19 protein-coding genes are annotated in these 19,862 nt (G+C 69.8%); 11 read left to right on the forward strand and 8 right to left on the reverse strand.

Translation table 11 applies throughout. From position 1 onward, the window contains the following. Nucleotides 1-42 precede the first annotated feature (42 nt). Both BLT23_RS16565 and katG read left to right on the forward strand, forming a co-directional pair. A complete protein-coding gene (locus tag BLT23_RS16565; protein WP_090050443.1) occupies nt 43-477 on the forward strand; it encodes a Fur family transcriptional regulator in 435 nt (144 codons plus the stop codon). Between the two features lie 18 nt (nt 478-495). After that, nucleotides 496-2,715: a catalase/peroxidase HPI gene (gene katG, locus BLT23_RS16570; RefSeq protein ID WP_090050131.1), complete on the forward strand. Its 2,220-nt coding sequence runs from the start codon at nt 496-498 to the stop codon at nt 2,713-2,715. Nucleotides 2,716-3,262: 547 nt separating this feature from the next. Here the strand turns inward: katG and BLT23_RS16575 are convergent. Further along, nucleotides 3,263-3,904: a DedA family protein gene (locus tag BLT23_RS16575; protein WP_090050133.1), complete on the reverse strand. Its 642-nt coding sequence runs from the start codon at nt 3,902-3,904 to the stop codon at nt 3,263-3,265. Between the two features lie 184 nt (nt 3,905-4,088). On the opposite strand from BLT23_RS16575, the gene BLT23_RS16580 reads away from it, so the two are divergent. From BLT23_RS16580 to BLT23_RS16595, 4 genes are all read left to right on the forward strand, one after another. Then, on the forward strand, nt 4,089-5,213 hold the full coding sequence (locus BLT23_RS16580) for a sensor histidine kinase (RefSeq protein ID WP_245743996.1): 1,125 nt from the start codon (nt 4,089-4,091) through the stop codon (nt 5,211-5,213). After that, on the forward strand, nt 5,204-5,848 hold the full coding sequence (locus tag BLT23_RS16585; RefSeq protein WP_090050137.1) for a response regulator transcription factor: 645 nt from the start codon (nt 5,204-5,206) through the stop codon (nt 5,846-5,848). Before BLT23_RS16580 ends, BLT23_RS16585 begins: the two co-directional genes overlap by 10 nt. Before the next feature lie 56 nt (nt 5,849-5,904). Further along, nucleotides 5,905-6,693 carry a phosphotransferase gene (locus tag BLT23_RS16590; RefSeq protein ID WP_176946776.1) on the forward strand — a complete coding sequence of 263 codons (789 nt, stop codon included), beginning with the start codon at nt 5,905-5,907 and terminating at the stop codon, nt 6,691-6,693. An 85-nt stretch (nt 6,694-6,778) separates the two neighbouring features. Beyond that, nucleotides 6,779-8,263, forward strand: coding sequence for a glycoside hydrolase family protein (locus BLT23_RS16595; protein WP_090050141.1), 1,485 nt, complete (start codon nt 6,779-6,781; stop codon nt 8,261-8,263). Between the two features lie 51 nt (nt 8,264-8,314). On the opposite strand, the gene BLT23_RS16600 is transcribed toward BLT23_RS16595, so the two are convergent. Together BLT23_RS16600 and BLT23_RS16605 are read right to left on the reverse strand one after the other, a co-directional pair. Further along, on the reverse strand, nt 8,315-9,124 hold the full coding sequence (locus BLT23_RS16600) for a Rossmann-fold NAD(P)-binding domain-containing protein (RefSeq protein WP_090050448.1): 810 nt from the start codon (nt 9,122-9,124) through the stop codon (nt 8,315-8,317). Further along, nucleotides 9,121-9,504, reverse strand: coding sequence for a nuclear transport factor 2 family protein (locus tag BLT23_RS16605; RefSeq protein WP_218133770.1), 384 nt, complete (start codon nt 9,502-9,504; stop codon nt 9,121-9,123). Before BLT23_RS16605 ends, BLT23_RS16600 begins: the two co-directional genes overlap by 4 nt. A gap of 94 nt (nt 9,505-9,598) precedes the next feature. Here BLT23_RS16605 and BLT23_RS16610 point away from each other — a divergent pair, with 94 nt between their 5' ends. Beyond that, the gene (locus BLT23_RS16610) at nt 9,599-10,186 is read left to right on the forward strand and encodes a TetR/AcrR family transcriptional regulator (RefSeq protein WP_218133771.1); all 588 of its coding nucleotides are present in this window, start codon (nt 9,599-9,601) and stop codon (nt 10,184-10,186) included. On the opposite strand, the gene BLT23_RS16615 is transcribed toward BLT23_RS16610, so the two are convergent. Continuing rightward, nucleotides 10,177-11,226, reverse strand: coding sequence for an alkene reductase (locus BLT23_RS16615; protein WP_090050142.1), 1,050 nt, complete (start codon nt 11,224-11,226; stop codon nt 10,177-10,179). The two genes, BLT23_RS16610 and BLT23_RS16615, sit on opposite strands and share 10 nt — an antisense overlap. Before the next feature lie 58 nt (nt 11,227-11,284). Here BLT23_RS16615 and BLT23_RS16620 point away from each other — a divergent pair, with 58 nt between their 5' ends. After that, nucleotides 11,285-11,713, forward strand: a complete 429-nt coding sequence (locus tag BLT23_RS16620) for a MerR family transcriptional regulator (protein ID WP_090050143.1) — start codon at nt 11,285-11,287, stop codon at nt 11,711-11,713. Next, nucleotides 11,710-11,994, forward strand: a complete 285-nt coding sequence (locus BLT23_RS16625) for an Rdx family protein (RefSeq protein WP_090050145.1) — start codon at nt 11,710-11,712, stop codon at nt 11,992-11,994. Before BLT23_RS16620 ends, BLT23_RS16625 begins: the two co-directional genes overlap by 4 nt. Before the next feature lie 74 nt (nt 11,995-12,068). Here BLT23_RS16625 and BLT23_RS16630 read toward each other — a convergent pair whose 3' ends face one another. Genes BLT23_RS16630 through BLT23_RS16645 form a run of 4 tightly spaced genes read right to left on the reverse strand, consistent with a single transcriptional unit; the run spans nt 12,069 to nt 15,505 of the window. Continuing rightward, nucleotides 12,069-13,022: a glycine betaine ABC transporter substrate-binding protein gene (locus BLT23_RS16630; RefSeq protein ID WP_090050147.1), complete on the reverse strand. Its 954-nt coding sequence runs from the start codon at nt 13,020-13,022 to the stop codon at nt 12,069-12,071. Further along, nucleotides 13,019-13,753 (reverse strand): ABC transporter permease, encoded by a 735-nt coding sequence (locus tag BLT23_RS16635; protein WP_090050149.1) that lies wholly within the window; start codon nt 13,751-13,753, stop codon nt 13,019-13,021. Before BLT23_RS16635 ends, BLT23_RS16630 begins: the two co-directional genes overlap by 4 nt. Next, entirely contained in the window at nt 13,750-14,865 is a 1,116-nt protein-coding gene (locus BLT23_RS16640; protein WP_245743997.1) for an ABC transporter ATP-binding protein, read from the reverse strand. Before BLT23_RS16640 ends, BLT23_RS16635 begins: the two co-directional genes overlap by 4 nt. After that, nucleotides 14,858-15,505, reverse strand: coding sequence for an ABC transporter permease (locus BLT23_RS16645; protein ID WP_090050151.1), 648 nt, complete (start codon nt 15,503-15,505; stop codon nt 14,858-14,860). Before BLT23_RS16645 ends, BLT23_RS16640 begins: the two co-directional genes overlap by 8 nt. Nucleotides 15,506-15,761: 256 nt before the next feature. On the opposite strand from BLT23_RS16645, the gene BLT23_RS16650 reads away from it, so the two are divergent. Next, entirely contained in the window at nt 15,762-19,625 is a 3,864-nt protein-coding gene (locus BLT23_RS16650; RefSeq protein ID WP_090050153.1) for an amino acid adenylation domain-containing protein, read from the forward strand. Nucleotides 19,626-19,635: 10 nt separating this feature from the next. After that, the gene (locus tag BLT23_RS16655; protein ID WP_090050155.1) at nt 19,636-19,860 is read left to right on the forward strand and encodes a tautomerase family protein; all 225 of its coding nucleotides are present in this window, start codon (nt 19,636-19,638) and stop codon (nt 19,858-19,860) included. Nucleotides 19,861-19,862 lie beyond the last annotated feature (2 nt).

The raw sequence follows: 19,862 nt of genomic DNA on the forward strand, positions 1-19,862 counted from the left end.
AGTAACTTGACTGATTCCAGAAAAGACGGCAGGGTGGTTCTCGTGCCCACGGCTTCCGACTTCGAACGCATGCTGCGTGGAGCGTCACTGCGAGTGACAGCTCCGCGGATAGCGGTGCTGTCCGCCGTGCACGGCCATCCGCACGCCGACACGGATTCGATCATCGGTGTCGTACGTCAGAACCTGGGTGCGGTCTCCCACCAGGCCGTCTACGACGTGCTCCGCGCGTTGACGGCAGCCGGCCTGCTGCGCCGCATCGAACCCCAGGGCTCGGTCGCGCGCTACGAGGCGCGCGTCGGGGACAACCACCACCACGTTGTGTGCCGATCCTGCGGCTCGATCGCCGATGTCGACTGCACAGTCGGCCACGCACCGTGCTTGAACGCATCCGACGACCACGGCTTCGTCATCGACGAGGCCGAGGTCATCTACTGGGGCATCTGCCCCGAGTGCACGAACGCCGCGAGTAGTTCCTGAACACCCGGAAGGATTTCTGTGTCCGACAGCACTGACGCCAAGGTGAGCGAGTCGAAGGGTGAGTGCCCGGTCGCTCACAACCGGCGCAGCTACCCCAGTGAGGGCGGCAGCAACCGCGACTGGTGGCCCAACCAGCTCAACCTCCGGATCCTCCGCAAGCACCCGGTCCAGGCGAACCCCATGGGGGGCGACTTCGACTACGGCAAGGAGTTCCTGACCGTCGACCTCGACGAGCTGGCGCGCGACGTCGACGCCGTGCTCACCGAGTCGAAGGACTGGTGGCCCGCGGACTTCGGGCACTACGGCCCGTTCATGATCCGCATGGCGTGGCACAGCGCGGGCACCTACCGCACGCACGACGGCCGCGGTGGCGCGGGCGCCGGCATGCAGCGCTTCGCCCCGCTGAACAGCTGGCCGGACAACGGCAACCTGGACAAGGCCCGCCGCCTGCTGTGGCCGGTCAAGAAGAAGTGGGGCCGCAAGGTCTCCTGGGCCGACCTCATGATCTTCACGGGCAACCGCGCCCTGGAGACCATGGGCCTGCAGACCTTCGGCTTCGCCGGCGGTCGCGAGGACGTGTGGGAGCCGGACGAGGACGTCTACTGGGGCCCCGAAACCGAGTGGCTGGGTGGCGACAGCCGCTACAGCGGTGAGCGCGACCTCGAGTCGCCGCTCGCGGCCGTGCAGATGGGCCTCATCTACGTCAACCCCGAGGGCCCCAACAGCAACCCGGACCCGCTGGCCGCCGCCCGCGACATCCGGGAGACGTTCAGCCGCATGGGCATGAACGACGAGGAGACCGTCGCCCTCATCGCCGGTGGCCACACCTTCGGCAAGGCGCACGGCGCGGGCGACCCGTCGCTCGTCGGCGCCGAGCCCGAGGGCTCGCTGATGGACGCGCAGGGCTTCGGCTGGATCAGCACCCACGGCACCGGCAAGGGCCGTGACGCGATCACCTCCGGCCTCGAGGTGACCTGGACGCAGAAGCCCACCGAGTGGACGAACCTGTTCTTCAAGAACCTGTTCGGCTTCGAGTGGGAGCTCACCAAGTCCCCGGCCGGCGCCCACCAGTGGAAGCCGAAGGGCGACGCGGGCGCCAACACCGTGCCCGACCCCGAGGACGGCACCCTCAACCGCCAGCCGATGATGCTGACGACGGACCTCTCACTGCGGTTCGACCCGATCTACGAGCCGATCTCGCGCAGGTTCGCCGAGGACCACCAGGCGTTCACCGAGGCGTTCTCCCGCGCCTGGTTCAAGCTGACCCACCGCGACATGGGCCCGATCCAGCGCTACCTCGGCCCGCTGGTGCCGCAGGAAGAGCTGATCTGGCAGGACCCGGTGCCCGCCCGCGACTACGAGCTGGTCACCGCCGCCGACGTGGCGACGCTGAAGGCCAAGATCCTGGAGACCGGCCTGTCGGTCTCGCAGCTCGTGAAGACCGCGTGGGCCTCGGCCGCGTCGTTCCGCCAGAGCGACAAGCGCGGTGGCGCCAACGGTGCCCGCATCCGCCTGGAGCCGCAGCGCAACTGGGAGGTCAACGAGCCCGACCAGCTCGCCCAGGTCCTGCGCACGCTGGAAGGCGTCCAGGAGGCGTTCAACAGCTCCGCGACCGGCGGCAAGAAGGTCTCGCTGGCCGACCTGATCGTCCTCGGCGGCGCCGTGGCGATCGAGCAGGCCGCCAAGGCCGCGGGCCGCCACATCGAGGTGCCCTTCCTCGCGGGCCGCACCGACGCCACCCAGGAGCAGACCGACGTCGAGTCGTTCGCCGTCCTGGAGCCCAAGGTCGACGGTTTCCGCAACTACGGCACCAAGGCCAACCCGCTGCCGTCCGAGTACCTGCTGATCGACAAGGCGAACCTGCTCGGCCTCTCCGCACCGGAGATGACCGTGCTGCTCGGCGGTCTGCGCGTCCTCGGCGCGAACTACGGCGGCTCGTCGGCCGGCGTGCTCACCGACAAGCCGGAGACGCTGACCAACGACTTCTTCGTCAACCTGCTCGACATGGAGACGGAGTGGAAGTCGGTCACCGAGGACCAGGAGCACTTCGAGGGCCGCGACCGCGCCACCGGTGCGGTGCGCTGGACCGCGACGCGCAACGACCTGGTGTTCGGCTCGAACTCCGAACTGCGCGCCGTCGCCGAGGTGTACGCGAGTGACGACGCGTCCGACAAGTTCGTCGTCGACTTCGTGAAGGCGTGGAACAAGGTCATGAACGCTGACCGGTACGACGTCTGATCCTCGCTGGTTGTTCGAGTGCCCCTGGACCGGGATTTCCGGTCCAGGGGCACTCGCCTTTTGCGGGGAGTGCTCGGGCTTGTAGGGCTGGTCGAGGTAGCCAGGCTGGTCGAGGTGGCCGGGTTGAGCGGGTCGGGCGGGTTGGCCGGGTTCGCTGGTGAGATGGCGATGAGATCACCTCCGGTGTGGTTGAGGGTGGATGCGTCTCGGGCGGGTGTGCCCGGGGACGTGTGTCCGGGGTGGACGCGGCATTTGCGGCAGGTGTCCGGAGTGGACGTGGGGCTGGAGTGGCGCGGTGCTTTCGGGTGCGACACGTACCGGTGCGGGGTAGGCGGAACGCGTCTGGGGTGGGACGCGTCTGGGTCGGATGCGTCCGGGATGAGTGGATTTTTGGTGCGATGCCTCCCTTTCTGCCTCCGGCACTGGTGCTGCAGTGGCGGCGCGGCGGGTTGGTGGACGGTCTTGGGTGCGGCGGGCAAGGCGGCGGGTGCGGTGCGGAGAGGCGGGCGGCGGGGTGGGTGCGGTGGGGCGGCGGTGCTGGCTGGGGTCAGCGGTTGATGCGGGGCAGGACTTCTGTGGCTTCCGGGTCGCCTGCGGGGCGTTGGCGGAGCCTGGTCACCACGAAGAGGACGACGGCGATGGCCACCGCTGCCAGGACCAGCTTCTGGAAGATGCCCGCGTAGTCCTCCACTCGGTGCCAGTTCTCGCCCAACGCGTAGCCCGCGCCGACGAACACCGTGTTCCAGATCAGGCTGCCTGCCGTGGTGAGTGCCAGGAACTTCGGGAAGTTCATGCGTTCCACGCCCGCGGGCAGCGAGATGAAGCTGCGGAACAGCGGCACCATGCGGCCTAAGAACACCGCTTTCGTGCCGTGGCGGTGGAACCAGGCTTCGGTCTTGTCGAAGTCGGTGACGCGGACCAGCGGGATCTTGGCCACCAGCTTGCGAGTCCTGGTGCGGCCCAGGAGAAGGCCCGCGTAGTAGACGATGACGGCGCCCGCCACGGAGCCGGCCGTCGTCCAGAACAGGGCCTCCGGGAGGCTGAAGACGCCTTTGCTCGCGGAGAAACCCGCCAGTGGCAGCACCAGCTCGCTCGGGATCGGCGGGAACAGGTTGTCCAGGCCCACGACGATCGCGGCGCCCACGCCTCCCAGCGACTCCATCACGTCCACTGCCCACTCGGCCAGCATGTGTTCTCCCCCTCGGGTGGTTGGAATGTCGAGGTCAACGCTAGGAAGCGGGCAGGGGGCGGACCATGAGGTAAGCCGTCAGGATCGGTGGGGGAAACCGCATGACGCGATTGCGGGAAACCGCATTCGGGGATTGCGGGAAACCTCAATGCCGGGGTGTGGAGGGGTCGGTACGGTGGCTTTCGTGCAGCAGGACGAGCAGCTCAGTGCGGGGTCACTCGTCCGGGGGTGGTTCCGGACGCTCTACGGGGTGCTCATGGGATCCATGACCGCCCTGCCGGGGCTGGTGGCCGCGGTGCTGGGGCTCGGTGTCATGCGGATGACCGAGTTCGAGCTCGGGCGGATCGCGCGGTTCGGGCAGGGGGCGCACGCCGACCCGCTGACGGCGGGGAGGTGCCGGCGCTACCTCGGGGTGCGGTGGCTCGTGGGCGGGCTGGGCGCCGGGGTGGTGCTCATGCTGATGCTCTACCTCATGACGGCGTTGTCGATGGTCACGGCGTGGCTCTTCGACGGCAAGTGGGGGTTGGTCAGGGACGGCGACGTCGTCGACACCCAGCTGATCCTGATCGCGGCTGTGCCGGGGACTCTGCTCATCTTCGTCGCGCTGGCGGGCGTGAGCGGGGTGGCGGTGCTCGACCGGTGGCTCGCGACGACGATGCTCGGGCGGAGCCAGCAGACGTTGCTGCGGCAACGCGTCGCGGAGCTGACCAGCACGCGGGCCGAGGTCATCGAGGCGATCGACGACGAGCGGCGGCGGATCGAGCGCGACCTGCACGACGGTGTGCAGCAGCGGCTCGTCGCGCTCGGGATGATGATCGGCAGGGCGCGCCGGGCCAGGGACGACCAGCAGCTGCGGGAGCTGCTGCGGCAGGCGGCGGACACGGCCGGTGCGGCGATCGACGAGCTGCGCGAGGTCGCGACGCGGGTGTACCCCGCCGTGCTCGACGACTCGGGGCTGGACGCGGCGCTCGAGGTGCTGGCCGAGCGGGCGAGCGTGCGGGTCGAGGTGGCCAACGAGCTGCGGGGGTCGCCCGGCACCGCGCTGGAGACGGTGATCTACTTCGTGGTGTCCGAGGCCGTCACGAACGCGACGAAGCACGCCTCGCCGTCGGTCGTCGAGATCGCGGTGCGGACGGACGGGGACGAGATCGCGGTCGTGGTGTCGGACGACGGCGTGGGTGGCGCCGACCCGTCGGGCAGCGGCCTGTCGGGGCTCGCCAGGAGGGTCAAGGCGGTGGACGGCGACTTCGAGGTGACGAGCCCGCCCGGTGGGCCCACCAGGATCTCCGCGAGGGTGCCGTGCGCGTGATCCTGGCCGAGGACTCGACGCTGCTGCGCGAGGGCCTCATCCGCCTGCTGGCCGAGGAGGGCCACGAGGTCGTGGCGGCCGTCGGCACCGCGCCGGAGCTGCTGAAGGCCACCGAGGAGCACCGACCGGACATCGTGGTCACGGACGTGCGCATGCCGCCCGGCCATAAGGACGACGGCATGCGCGCCGCTCTGCAGATCCGGGAGTGCTGGCCGGAGGTGAGCGTCCTGGTGCTGTCGCAGTACCTGGAGAACCGCTACGCCACCGAGCTGATCACCGGTACCGGCGGCAAGGTCGGCTACCTGCTCAAGGACCGGGTGGCGCAGGTCGACGAGTTCCTGGAGGCGCTCGACCGGGTCGCGGCGGGTGGTGCCGCGTTCGACCCGGAGGTCGTGCGCAGGCTGCTCACCAGGACGTCGCACGTCGACCCGCTCGACACCCTGACGGCGCGCGAGAAGAACGTGCTCGAACTGATGGCGCAGGGCCTGACGAACACCCGCATCTCCGAGACCCTGCACGTGTCGCTGAGCTCCACGGAGAAGCACATCAACGCGATCTTCGACAAGCTCGGCCTGAGTGGCGAGGCCGGTCTGAGCAGGCGGGTGCTGGCCGTCGTGCGCTACCTGGGCAGCTGATGACCGGCGAGAGGAGAACCGAGAAGAAGACAACCGGCGAGAGGGCAGTCGGCGAGATGAAGACCGGCGAACTGCTCCGCACGCCCGGTGCGGTGCTCGCGCGTAGCATGTGCAACGACGCCGTCGTGCTGCCGGGCGAGTGGGTGGCGCGGTTCCCCCGCCGCGACCTGGCCGAGGCGCGGCGGCGGACGCGGGCGCTCGACCGGATCGGGCGGCTCGGGTTGCCGTTCGCGGTGCCGGAGGTCGTCGAGGACCGGCTGGAGCTGCCGCTGGGCGAGGCGCACGTCGTTCTCTCGTACGTGTCCGGCGAGCAGGCCGAGACGGCGAGCGACGACGCCGTCCGCGAGGTGCTGGACGCGCTGGCGTCGGTCGAACCGGACGACGAGCTCCGCGCCCTGCTCGACGAGCCGCTACGGCGCGCGGGCGGCGCGCAGGTCGCGGAGACGATCACGGAACTGGTGTTCCCGCTGCTCAGCGAGGACGAACGTGGCCAGGCCGCCGAGGTTCTGCGCCGGTTCGCGGACCTGCCGCGGGTGGCCGGGTTCGTGCACGGCGACCTGGCGCCGGTGAACCTCCGCTGGCACGGTGGCAGGGTCACCGGGGTCATCGACTGGGACTTCGCCTGCGTCGGCGACCCCGCACTGGACGCGGCCGCGTTCGCGCACTACGGCTGGCCGCTGGTCGGGCGCGTCCGGCCGGAGTTGTACGAACGGGCGCGCACGCACGCGGCGATGTTCCCGCTGACGGGCGCGGTGGCCGCGCTGCGGCAGGACCAGGACCCGGAGCGGTTCCTCGCCTGGTTCCGCCGCCGATGCGCGGTGCGCGAGCACCCTCCGTCGAGCTGACCGGACGGCCCGATAGACCTGCGATGAATTCGAAGCGAGGCAAGGACTTCACTCGGACGGACGAGTTGATCATTATGATGGTCGGGTGCCCTTGAGACGCCGACCGCTCGTGCTGCTCGCTGCGTTCGCACTCATCGGTGCGGTCACCGCGTGCACCAGCGAGATGGCCGAACCGGTGGGCCGACCCGCCACGCAGCTGCCGGCACCCACCGCCCAGACGGACACCCCTCCGCCGCGCGACCGGCTCAAGCTCACGGTCGAGAACGGCAGGGAGAGCCCCGGCACGGTGGTCACCGGCGTCGGTGACGCCGTCTACAACTACGCGCCCGCCGTGATGCTCGAGAACGGCAAGGTCCGCACGTGGTGGTGCAGCCAGATGGGCATCGCCCCGCCGAACGGTGACGACATCCTCTACAGCGAGGGCCCCGCCGTGGGCGGGCCGTTCACCACCGCGTACCCGGTGTTCTCCGGCAGCGGCGGCAGCTTCGACGCCATGCACACCTGTGACCCGTCGCTGGTCAAGATCGGCGACACGTACTACATGTACTACACGGGCGCGAGCAGGGACGACCACGCCAACGGCAGCTCTGCCGGTGTCGCGACCAGCAAGGACGGTCTGAACTGGACGCGGGCCAACGGTGGCCAGGCGATCCTCGGGTCGTCCGGCGACATCATCCGCGAGAACGTCTACGGCACCGGTCAGCAGTCGGCCATCTACCTCGACGGCTGGGTGTACCTGCTGTTCACGGACACCACCGGGTACGCGGGTGCCGCCAACGGTGCCGGTCAGTACGTGCTGCGGTCCAGGGACCCGCTGTTCACCAAGGACATCGAGACGCTGAGCCCGCAGGGGTTCAAGCCCGTGCGGCAGACCAACGAGGCCCGCACGCGGTCGGTCGTCGAGGCGTTCAGCGCGGACTGGATGTGGATCAGCGCCGCCTCGGCGTTCGCGATCGCCCACTCCACCGCCGACGGCACCACCATCACGTTCTGGAACAAGGAGTTCACCCGCCACCCGTACGACCCGGTGGTCATCCCCGGCGTGTGGAAGGAAGGTCCGGGACTGCTCCGCACGCCGGAGGGACACGCGCCCGTGCACGCGGGGGGCCCGTGCGACAAGGTGGCGATCGACGTCCTGCGCGCCACCTCGATGCACGAGTCCGGCGCGCCCACGAACATCCGCCACTTCGGCATCGACGCGCTGGGTCTCAACGGGTGCGCCACGCCGGAGGAGGCGGAGGTGCTCGACGGGTTCGCCGTGCCCTCCCCTGAACGCACCGCGGACGTCGTCGTCGACGGCAAGGTCGTGCGGTTCGAGCGGGGTTCGGCGGCGGCGAAGTACGCGCGCGGCGTGATCGGCTGGCGGCCGAAGATCGTCGACTCGTTCCAGGTGGCGGCGCGCGTCCCGGCGGCCGCGCCCGCGCTGGTCGGCCCGGACGGGCTGGCGGGTCTCCTGGTCGACGACAAGCTGGTGGTCATCGGCTCGCTCGAGGTCGCGGAGTCCAACTCGTCCGAGGTCACCGTTGTGACGCGGGAGCAGTGGGACCGCTACGAGCGTCTGCTCGGCTGAGCGACGCCCGTCCCGCGGCCTCGGCAGCCGTGGGACCGGGCGTGCGCGGAGCTACCCGGCGGGCGTCCGGCTGAGGAGCTCGGAGTAGAACGCGCGGAACGACCTGGCGGGCCTGCCGGTCACGTCCTCGACGGTCGTGGTGACCCGGTCCTCCGCGCCGTGGCTGATGGCCTCGTCGAGGCCGGCGAGCAGGGTGGCGAACTCCCGGGGCACGGTCTTCGCGAACCGCTCCGCGAGCTCGGCGGTGCCGATCGAGCGGTGCCGGACCACCCGGCCGGTGATCTCGGTGATGATCGCGGCGGCGTCGGCGTAGCTCAGCGCTTCCGGCCCGGTGATCAGGTGGTCGGTGTTGTGGGGCACCGGGTCGGTGAGCGCCCGTGCGGCGACGGCGGCGATGTCGCCGGCGTCGATGAACGCGACGCGGCCGTCACCGGTGGCCGAGACGATCTCGCCGGCGCGCACGCCCTGCGCCACCTGGTGGTCGCCGGTGAAGTTCTGCATGAACCACGACGGGCGCAGCACGGCCCACTCCGGCATCGTGCGCACCAGGGAGGGGAGAGCGCCCATCTCCGTGGCGCTCTCCGGCACCGCGGACGAGCTCAGGAGGACGACCCGCCGCACGAGTCGCGCCCTCGCGAGGAACGACTCTACCACCGGCACGGGGTCCACGACCCCGACCGGAGGGATGAGGTAGACGCCGTGTACCCCGTCGAGTGCGCCGTCGAACGTCGCGGGGTCGTCCCAGTCGAACCGGACCTGGCCGGGGTGCCGGGGTGTCCTGGTGCCCGCGACGGCGTCGGGCAGCATCCGGGCGAGACGGCTGCCGGTGGTGCCGGTGCCGCCGATGACCAGCACGCTCATGCCCACATCTCCTGCACGAACAGCGGGTTCCAGTAGTCGCGGTACGAGGTGATCTCACCGTCACGGGTTTCGAAGACCACGATGTAGGAGGCCCGGTACGGCTTGCCGGTGGCGACGACGACGCCCTCGGCGTCGAACTCGACGATCTGCACGTCCGGGTCGGCCGTCCGGTGCACGACCTGCTTCGGGAACGACCGGATGTCGAGCGTCTTCGGGTAGTCGCGCAGGTAGTCCTCGATCGCGGCGCGCCCTTCGAGCCGGGACGGCCAGCCGGGCGGGGCGAAGGGGAACTCCGCCACGCCGTCCTCGGCCCACAGGCCGGCGAAGCCGGTCATGTCCTTGTCGAGCAGCAGCTGCAACGCCTTCGGGATGAGGTCCACGGAAGTCCTCCGAACGAAATGGACGAGACGGTCCCGTCCCGTCCATCACGTTAGGCGGGACGGGACCGTCTCGTCCAGTCCTATGATGTGCGTCATGACCAAGCGCACCCCGACCGGCGCCGCCGTCCTGCAGCCGCAGGTGACGAAGGCGATCACCGAGGCGGTCCTCGACGAGCTCGCGCGCACCGGCTACGCGCGGTTGTCGATGGAGGCCGTCGCCAAGCGCGCGGAGGTCGGCAAGAGCGCCCTGTACCGGCGCTGGCCGTCCAAACAGGACATGGTGCTCGCGGCGCTGTCGGAGTTCTCCGTGCCGCTGGCGGAGGTCGAGGACACCGGGTCGCTGCGCGGCGACCTGCTCGCGACCGTGAAGGCGGTGCACGACTGGCTCACCCACCCGCGGTTCGCCACGATCCTGCCCGACCTCACCGCCGAGGCGGTGCGCAGCCCGGCGTTGTCCGAGGCCATCGCGAAGACCATCGGCGGGCCGCGCAGGGCACTCGGCGCCGTGACGCTGCGGCGGGCGATCGACCGGGGCGAGCTACCGCCCGACGTCGACTTCGAGATCGCGCTGGACCTGGTCGCGGCGCCGGTCTACTGGCGGCTGTCCGTCCGGCAGGTCGAGGTCGAGCCCGACTACCCGGAACGGCTCGTCGACCACCTGCTGCGCGCGCTTCAGTGCTGATAGCTGGGGTAGTCGATGTAGCCGTGCGGTGTCTGGAACCACGTGTCGCGCTCGGTGCCGACGAGCGGCAGGCCGAGCCGGAACCGTTCGACGAGGTCGGGGTTGCCGAGGTACGCGCGGCCGTAGCTGATCAGGTCCGCACCGTTGGCGAGCCAGCGCTCCCCTTCCTCACGCGTGCTCTCGTCCGGCCCGATCTGGCCGCCGGGGTTGAGGATGAACGCGGTCGGCCACGTCTTGCGCAGCTCCATCAGAGCCTCGTCGTCCACAGTGGCCAGAACGTGGATGTAGGCGATGTCCGGCAACGCCTTCAGCAGCTCGCGGTAGAGCGTCGGCACGTTCTCCTCGACGATGCCCTGGATCTCGCCGCCGGGTGAGAGCCGGATGCCGACGCGCTCCGGTCCGATGGCGTCCGCCGCCGCCTCGACCGCCTCGACGGCGAACCGGATGCGCCCGGCGATCGAGCCGCCGTAGCCGTCGGTGCGCTGGTTGGCGCTGGAGGACAGGAACTGCTGGATCAGGTACCCGTTGGCACCGTGCAGCTCCACGCCGTCGAACCCGGCCTCGACGGCGTTGCGGGCCGCGTCCGCGAACGCCCTGACCTGGTCGGCGACCTCCGGCGTCGACAACGCGCGCGGCACCGGCGCCGGCACCATCCCGGCCGCGGTGAACACGTGGGTGTCGGCCGCGATCGCCGACGGCGCGACGGGCTGGTGGCCCGCGACGTCGGTGTGCCCGATGCGTCCGCCGTGCATGAGCTGGGCGAAGACGCGGCCGCCGTTGGCGTGCACGGCGTCGGTGACGACCCGCCAGGCCGCGACCTGTTCCGCGGAGTGCAGACCCGGCATGAAGGGTCCGGCCTGGCCGACGGCGTTCGGGTGCACGCCCTCGGTGACGATCAGGCCCGCGGTGGCGCGCTGGGCGTAGTAGGTGGCCATGTCCGCCGTCGGCGTGCTGCCCGCGGCCCGTGCGCGGGTCATCGGCGCCATGACGAGGCGGTTCGGCAGTGTCAGGTTTCCGAGCTGGTAGCTGGTGAGAAGCATGGGGCTACGCTAGAAACCTGACACTAACGTCAGGGGTAGGTTTTGTGACGGGGGTCTCATGCGGATCGGCGAGCTGTCGAAACGCACGTGCGTGAGCGTGCGCGCGTTGCGCTACTACGAGGAGCAGGGACTTCTCGTTTCCGAACGCAGCGCGAGCGGCCAACGGCGGTACGGAGACGATGCGGTGGCTCGGGTGCAGTTCATCCAGCAGCTCTACGCCGCCGGCATCTCCAGTGCGTCGATCGCGGAGATGTTGCCCTGCATAGCGACGGGGGTGGCGTCGCCGGAGGTGCTGGCCAGGTTGCACGGCCACCGGGCGTCGGTGGTCAAGCAGATCGAGGACCTCCGGGCCACGCTCCGCCAGCTCGACCGGGTGATGGACGGCGCCACCAGGTCCGCCGAGTCGGGAACGCCTTGCCCGCCGCGGTACCACGAGCAGGACGGCGCGCGTCCGATGGCCGAGGCGTCTGCCGGGAGCCGGGCATGAGGACACCGCGGCTGGAGATCGAGTACTGCACCCAGTGCCGCTGGCTGCTGCGCGCCGGGTGGACCGCGCAGGAGCTGCTGACCACGTTCACCACCGAGCTGGGCGAGGTCGCGCTGATCCCCGGCACCGGCGGCGTGTTCGACGTGCGGCTGGACGGCGAGACGGTGTGGTCGCGCAAGGACCGGGACGGCTTTCCCGACCTGGCCGTGCTCAAGCAGCTGGTGCGCGACCGGGTCGCACCGGACCGGTCGCTCGGCCACTCCGACCGCAGGAACGCCTGACCGGTCACCCATGACCATCGCCTGGCTCGCCCAAGGCGACGACCTGGCCGAGCTGCACCGGAGTGGACGGTGAGTCAGTCGGTGCTGATGAACCCCTTGGACACCATCCAGTCCCTGGCGACCACGCCCGCGTCCTTGCCATCCACGTCGACCTGACGGCACAGCTCGATCATCTGGTCGTTGGTCAGCTCACGGCTGACGGTCTCCAGCGGGCCGCGCACGTTCGGGTGCCGCTCCAGGAACTCCGCCCGCACGGTCGGCGCCACGTTGTACTGCGGGAACGCCTTCTTGTCGTCGTCGAGGACGCGCAGCTTCTGCGCGGCGATCCGGCCGTCGGTCGTGAACACCTCGCCGACCGGGCACGTGCCCCCGGCGATCGCGGAGTAGATCGTGCCGATGCCGAAGTTCTTCACCTCGGTGGTCGTCAGGCCGTACGTCCGCTGCGCCGCCGGGAACCCGTCCTGGCGGCTGGTGAACTCGGTCTCCAGGCAGAACACCGCCTGGTCGGGGTTCTGGACGAGGAACGCGGCCAGGTCGGACGTCGTCCGCAGACCGTGCTGCTCGCCGTACGCCTCGGTGACGGCGAACGCGTACTGGTCGTTCAGCGGGGAGTAGGCGAGCCACTCGACGCCGAACCGTTCGAGGTCCGCCTTCTTGACGGCGTCGTACTGCGCCTGCTCACCGCCGGTCACCGGGGTCTCGTTGCCCTGGTAGTTGATCCAGCCGGTGCCGGTGTACTCCCAGACGACGTCGATCTCGCCGTTGATCAGCGCCTGCCGGGCGGTCTGCGAGCCCTTCAGGTCGGTGAGGTCGATGATGTCCGCGCCCGCGGCCGACAGCGCCATCTCGGCCATGTAGCCGAGCAGGATGTTCTCGGTGAAGTCCTTGGACCCCACGGTGATCTCGACGCCCCGCAGCGACTCGTCCGGCTGGATCGAGCCGGGGAACACCTTGTACGGCAACGCGGTGTTGAGGTCCAGGCCGCAGCCGGACAGCACCAGTGCCAGGACGAGCACGAGCCGTTTCATCGCGTCCCCTCCGGGCCGAACCACCGTTCGAGCACCGCCCCGACCCAGTCGACCAGCAGCGCGAGCGCCGCGGCCAGCACCGACCCGGTCACCAGCACCTTCATCAGGTTCAGCTTGTAGCCCGTGTCGATCAGCAGCCCGAACCCGCCCGCGTTGACGAACAGCCCGAACGTCGCCGTGCCCACCGCGAGCACCAGCGAGGTGCGCAGGCCGGCGAGGATCAGCGGGACCGCGAGCGGCAGCTCCACCCGCCACATCACCGCCGAGGACGACATGCCGATGCCGCGTCCCGCGTCCACAAGGGACGGATCGACCTGCTGCAAGCCCACGATCGTGTTGCGCAGCACCGGGAGCAGCGAGTAGAACGCGAGCGGCAGCGCGGCCACCCACAGCCCGCCCGACGCGCCGGTGACCAGGAACCACAGCACCAGCACGCCGAGCGCGGGCGCTGCCTGGCCGACGTTCGCGACGGCGAGGAACGCCGGTGCGAGCCAGCGCGCCCACGGACGGGTCGCGACGATCCCGGCCGGAACGGCGACCACCACGACGATCGCGGTCACCACGAGCGTCATGGCCAGGTGGTCGCGCAGCGCCGTCAGCAACGAGGACGCGTTCAGCGTGCCCTGCTCGGTCGCGGTCAGCTCGCCACCGAACACCCACGCCAGCACGCCGCCGACGATCAGCAGGACGAGGACGGGCTGCGCCCAGAAGCGGATCCGTTCCGCCGTCATGCGGTCGCCCGCAGCTGCTGGACGAACTCCGTCACCGTCGCGAGGTCGACCGTGCCGACGTACTCGCCCCTGCTCCCGGTGACGACCGCGCGGCCTCCCTCGGTGAGCATGGCCTCCAGGGCGTCGCGGAGCGTCGACTGCAACGACACGGAGTCCTGCACGGGGCTGCCGACGGAGGCGAGCGACGACGCGCGCCTCAGCTCGTTCTGGTGCACCCAGCGCACCGGCCTGTCACGGCGGTCGAGCACCAGCAGGAACTTCTCACCACGCAGATCCACAGTGGACGGGTCGGCGTCGGCCCGCGCGGTGACGGCCTGCCCCAGCTCGACGTCCCTGACCCTGGTCAGCGTCAGCGCCTTCAGCGACGCGCCCGCGCCGACGAACCCGGCCACCGTGTCGTCCGCCGGGTTGGTCAGGATCGCGTCCGGCGTGTCGTACTGCAGGATCGTCGACCTGTCGCCGAGCACCGCGATCTTGTCGCCGAGCTTCACGGCCTCGTCGAAGTCGTGGGTGACGAACACGATCGTCTTGTGCAGCTCGGACTGCAGCCGCAGCAGCTCGTCCTGGAGGTGGCCGCGGGTGATCGGGTCGACCGCGCCGAACGGCTCGTCCATCAGCAGCACCGGCGGGTCCGCGGCGAGCGCCCGTGCGACGCCGACCCGTTGCTGCTGGCCGCCGGAGAGCTGGCGCGGGTAGCGGCCGGCGAACTCCGCCGGGTCGAGCCCGACGAGGTCCATCATCTCTTCGACCCTGTCCGCGATCCGCTTCTTGTCCCAGCCCAGCAGGCCGGGCACGATGCCGATGCTCTGCGCCACGGTGAAGTGCGGGAACAGGCCCGCCTGCTGGATCGCGTAGCCGACGCGGCGGCGCAGCTCGTCCGGGTCGATCCGCAGCGCGTCCTCGCCGCCGATGGTGATCGTGCCGGACGTCGGCTCGATCAGCCGGTTGATCATCCGCATGGTCGTGGTCTTGCCGCACCCGGACGGGCCGACGAACACCACGATCTCCCCGGCCGGCACCACCATCGAGAAGTCGTCGACCGCGGGCGCCTTCTGCCCGGGGAACCGCTTCGTGACGTGGTCCAGCCTGATCTCGATGCCTTCTTCAGCCACGAACGCCCCTCGAGACGGTGAGACGGTTGACGAGCACGTAGACACCGTCGAGCAGCAGGGCGAGGACCACCACGCCGATCGTGCCGGTGAGGGCCTGGTTCATCGCGTTCGCGCTGCCCGCGTTGGCGAGACCGGAGAACACCTCGGACCCCAGGCCGGGTCCCTTCGCGTAGGCGGCGATCACCGCGATGCCCATCAGCATCTGGGTGGCCACCCGCATCCCGGCGAGGATCGCGGGCCACGCGAGCCGCAGCTCCACGCGGGTGAGCACGCCGACGCGGCTCATGCCGATGCCCCGTGCCGCGTCGCTCACCGCCGGGTCGACGCCCGCCAAACCTACGATCGTGTTACGAACTATCGGCAGCAGCGCGTAGAGCACCAGCGCGACCACCGTCGTGTCGGCGCCGAGGCCGAACACCGGGATCAGCAACGCCAGCAGCGCGAACGACGGGATCGTCAGGATGGTGCTGGCCAGCGCCGTGGCCAGCGCGGACCCCACCGGGCTGCGGTAGACGGCGACCCCGATCGCCACACCGAGCACCGCCGCCAGCACCGTGCACTGGACGACAGCGCTGACGTGCAGGAACGCCTGCAACGACAACCGGTCCCAGCGATCGGTCACGTACTCGAGCACAGTCATTTCCTCGTGGCCCCGCCCTCGAAGGTTGGCGTCCACCCAACACCACTGTGGACGGTCCGGCAACCTCTGCCCTCCGGCCCGCCCGTCTCAGGTGGCGGGAATCCGTTGCGGCTCAAGGCTGTTCTGGTAAACCTCCTCGGCTGGTCACCGGGTGGTCCGCTCCAGCGGGTTTCGAGCCACGACTCATACGTTCGTCACCAAACCGGAACGCCTTCGCACCTGCTCAAGCCCGCTGACCGCTTGGGGGATCTCTGAGATGTCGCACGAAGCTGAAGTGGACGGTGGCTGCCTCCCCGACCTGCTGCGCAAGCAGGTCGAGGTACAACCCGATCGCACGGCCGTCGTCTTCGGTGAGGAGAGCATCACCTACGGCGAGCTCTTCGAGCAAAGCTCGGCACTCGCCACACACCTGCGCAGACTCGGCATCAGCGCGGACGACTGCGTCGGCATGTTCGTGGAACCGTCCCTCGACCTCGTGGTCGGCGCCTGGGGCATCCTCTGCGCCGGCGGCGCCTACCTGCCGCTCAGCCCGGAGTACCCGGAAGAGCGACTTCGGTACATGATCGAGGACTCCCGCACGAAGGTCGTCGTCACGCAGCGCGCCCTCAAGCAGCGGCTGGCCGAGCTCGCGCCCGCCACGACCCGGATCGTCACGCTCGACGACTGCGACGAGGCGTTCGACGACGGCTTCTCCCCCGCGCACGACAGCCTCGCGTACATCATCTACACCTCGGGCAGCACCGGCAGGCCCAAGGGCGTGATGATCGAGCACCGCAGCATCGTCAGCCAGATGCAGTGGCTGCACGACGCGCACGGCATCGACAGCACCAAGCGCGTGGTGCAGAAGACGCCGATGAGCTTCGACGCGGCGCAGTGGGAGATCCTGGCGCCCGCGGTCGGCAGCACCGTCGTGATGGGCCGTCCCGGCATCTACCGCGACCCGGAGATGCTGATCGAGACCATGCGCGAGCACGCCGTCACGACGCTGCAGTGCGTGCCGACGCTGTTGCAGGCGTTGATCGACACCGAGGAGCTGCACACCGTCACGTCGTTGCGGCAGGTCTTCAGCGGCGGCGAGGCGTTGTCCCGCACGCTCGCGCAGAGCTTCGTCGACACGATGCCCGGCACGGCGCTGATCAACGTCTACGGCCCCACCGAGACGACGATCAACTCCTCGTCGCACGTCGTCGACCCGGCCGAGCTGGCGGAGGCGCCGAAGTCGATCTCGATCGGCCTGCCCGTCGCGAACACCACCTACCTGGTGCTCGACGCCAACCGCGACCCCGTCACGCCCGGCGAGATCGGCGAGCTGTACATCGGCGGCATCCAGGTCGCCCGCGGCTACCTGCACCAGCCGGAGCTGACCGCGGAACGGTTCGTGGACGGCCTGTTCCGCACCGGCGACCTCGTGACGCAGAACCTCGACGGCACCGTGCAGTTCGCCGGACGTGCCGACAGCCAGGTGAAGCTGCGCGGCTACCGCGTCGAGCTGGACGAGATCCGGCTCGCGATCGAGACGCACGACTGGGTGCGCAACGCCGCGGTCATCGTGAAGTCCGACGAGCGCACCGGGTTCCAGAACCTGATCGCGTGCGTCGAGCTGAACCCCAAGGAAGCCGCCCTGATGGACCAGGGCAACGCGGGCGCGCACCACCAGTCGAAGGCGAGCAGGCTGCAGGTCCGCGCGCAGCTGTCGAACCCCGGCGTGCGCGACGACGTCGGCGGCCGCGAGACGTTCGAGCTGCCCGGCGAGGAAGCCTCGTGCCTGCAACGGAAAGTCGTCTTCTCGCGCAAGTCGTACCGGTTCTACGAGGGCGGCCAGGTCACCGACGCCGACCTGGCGCGGCTGCTGGAGCGCAAGCCCGCCGGGGCGGGCACGAAGGACCCGGCGACCATCCGCTTCGCCGAGCTGGGCGAGATCCTGCGCTACTTCGGCGCGCACTTCAGCGACCAGCGGCTGCTGCCGAAGTACGGCTACGCCTCACCGGGCTCGCTCTACGCGACCCAGCTGCACCTGGAGCTGCACCACATCGCGGGCCTGCCGGCCGGGCTGTACTACTACCACCCGCTGCGCCACCAGCTCGTGCTGATCTCGGCGGTGCCGGAAAGCTCGCAGCCGCTGGCGAAGCTGCACTTCATCGGGCGCAAGGCCGCGATCGAGGCGGTGTACCTCAACAACATCCGCGAAGTCCTGGAGATCGAGACCGGTCACATGGTCGGCCTCTTCGAGGAGGTTCTGCCGGGCTACGGGCTCGACGTCACGGCCTCCGCGCACACCCCGGAGACCAAGGACCTGCTGGACGTCTCCGACGAGGACTACTACCTCGGCACGTACGAGCTGTGCGCGTACGACGGTGTCCGCGAGGACGACGTCGACATCTACGTGCAGACGCACCCCGGCCGCGTCACGAACCTGCCCGGCGGCCAGTACCGCTACGCCGACGGCGAGTTCGAGCGCGTGTCCGACGAACTGGTGCTGCGCAAGCACGTCATCGCGATCAACCAGGCCGTGTACGAGCGGGCGAGCTTCGGCGTCACCGCGGTCAGCCGCGCGCCGGAGACCTGGCGGCGGTACATCGACCTCGGCCGGACCATGCACCGGTTGTCCGCCAACGACGTCGACCTCGGCTTCATGTCGTCGGGCTACAGCTCCAAGTCGGACAACGACCTGCCGTCGGCCAAGCGCATCAACGGCATCCTCGCGGACATCGGCGAGGAGCCCGGCCCGTCGTACTTCTTCCTGGGCGGCAAGGTCTCCTACGAGCAGCGCCGCAGCCCCGGCATGAAGGAAGACGTCGTCCACATGAAGGGGCCGGCCGAGCTGATCCGCGACGACCTGGTCAACTTCCTGCCGGACTACATGATCCCCAACAAGGTCGTGGTGCTCGACCGGCTGCCGGTCACGGCCAACGGCAAGATCGACGTGAAGGCCCTGGAAGCGTCCGACAAGACCGACGTGGACGACCAGGACCGCCCGTTCGTCGCCCCGCGCACCCTCACCGAGCGCCGCATCAGCGAGATGTGGAAGAAGCTGATGAAGCGCGAGACGGTCTCGACGCACGACGACTTCTTCGAGACCGGCGGCAACTCCCTGATCGCGGTGGGCCTGGTCAACCGCATCAACAAGGACTTCGGCACGGCCCTGCCGCTGCAGGTGCTCTTCGAGTCGCCGACGATCGAGCAGCTCGCCCGCCGGGTCGACGGCCTGCACGACGGACCTGTCTCGCGGCTGGTCCCGTTGCAGCCCAACGGGGACGCGACGCCGGTGTTCTGCTGGCCGGGTCTCGGCGGCTACCCGATGAACCTGCGCACGCTGGCGAGCCGGTCGGAGCGGCCGTTCTACGGCGTGCAGGCGCACGGCATCAACGAGGGCGAGACGCCGTACCGCACCATCCGCGAGATGGCCGCCGCCGACATCGAGGCCATCAAGGAGGTGCAGCCGGAGGGCCCGTACACGCTGTGGGGCTACTCCTTCGGCTCGCGGGTCGCGTTCGAGACGGCCTACCAGCTCGAACAGGCGGGGCACGAGGTCGCGAACCTGTTCCTGATCGCACCCGGCTCGCCGAAGGTGCGGTCGGAGCGGGCGAGCGACGAGGCGTCCTACGACAACAGCGCGTTCGTCACGATCCTGTTCTCGGTGTTCGCGGGCAGCATCACGGACCCGAAGCTCGCCCGGTGCCTGGAGGTCGCGAAGGACGAGGACAGCTTCGCGGCGTTCATCAGCAGCGAGTTCCGCGACCTCGACAGCGAACTGGTCCACCGGATCATCAAGATCGTCACGGAGACGTTCACGTTCAAGTACACGTTCAGCGAGCTGGCCGAGCGCACGATCTCGGCTCCCCTCACCATCTTCAAGGCCCAGGGCGACGACTACTCGTTCATCGAGGGCAGCGAGGGCTTCTCCGTCACCGAACCGGTCGTGGTCGAGCTGCGGGCCGACCACTACAGCCTGCTGCGCGAGCCCGACATCGACGAGCTGCTGGCGTCGATGGAACGGCGTGCGACCGTCCAGCAGGAGGTCTCCCGCATCCCGGTGCAGCTGTCGGAGCAGCAGATGTCCGAGCTGATCGCCGCCGTCACCAAGGCCGTCACCCTCGCCATCACGGCGAACCAGTCGTGAGGAGGCTCCCGTGCCACACGTGAACATCAAGCACTTCCCGAAACAGCTCACCGCGGAGGAGTCCGCGGAGCTGGTCGCGGGCGTCACCGCGGCGGTCACGAAGGCGTTCGGCTGCGACGAGGGCGTCGTCTCGATCGCCGTCGAGCCGGTGGCTCAGGAGGAGTGGCAGGACCGGGTCTACGGGCCGGAGATCGCCGACCGCAAGGACCTGCTGCACAAGACCCCGAGCTACTGAGG

This window comes from Lentzea fradiae (genome assembly GCF_900100955.1).
GTDB classification, from domain to species: Bacteria; Actinomycetota; Actinomycetes; order Mycobacteriales; family Pseudonocardiaceae; genus Lentzea; species Lentzea fradiae.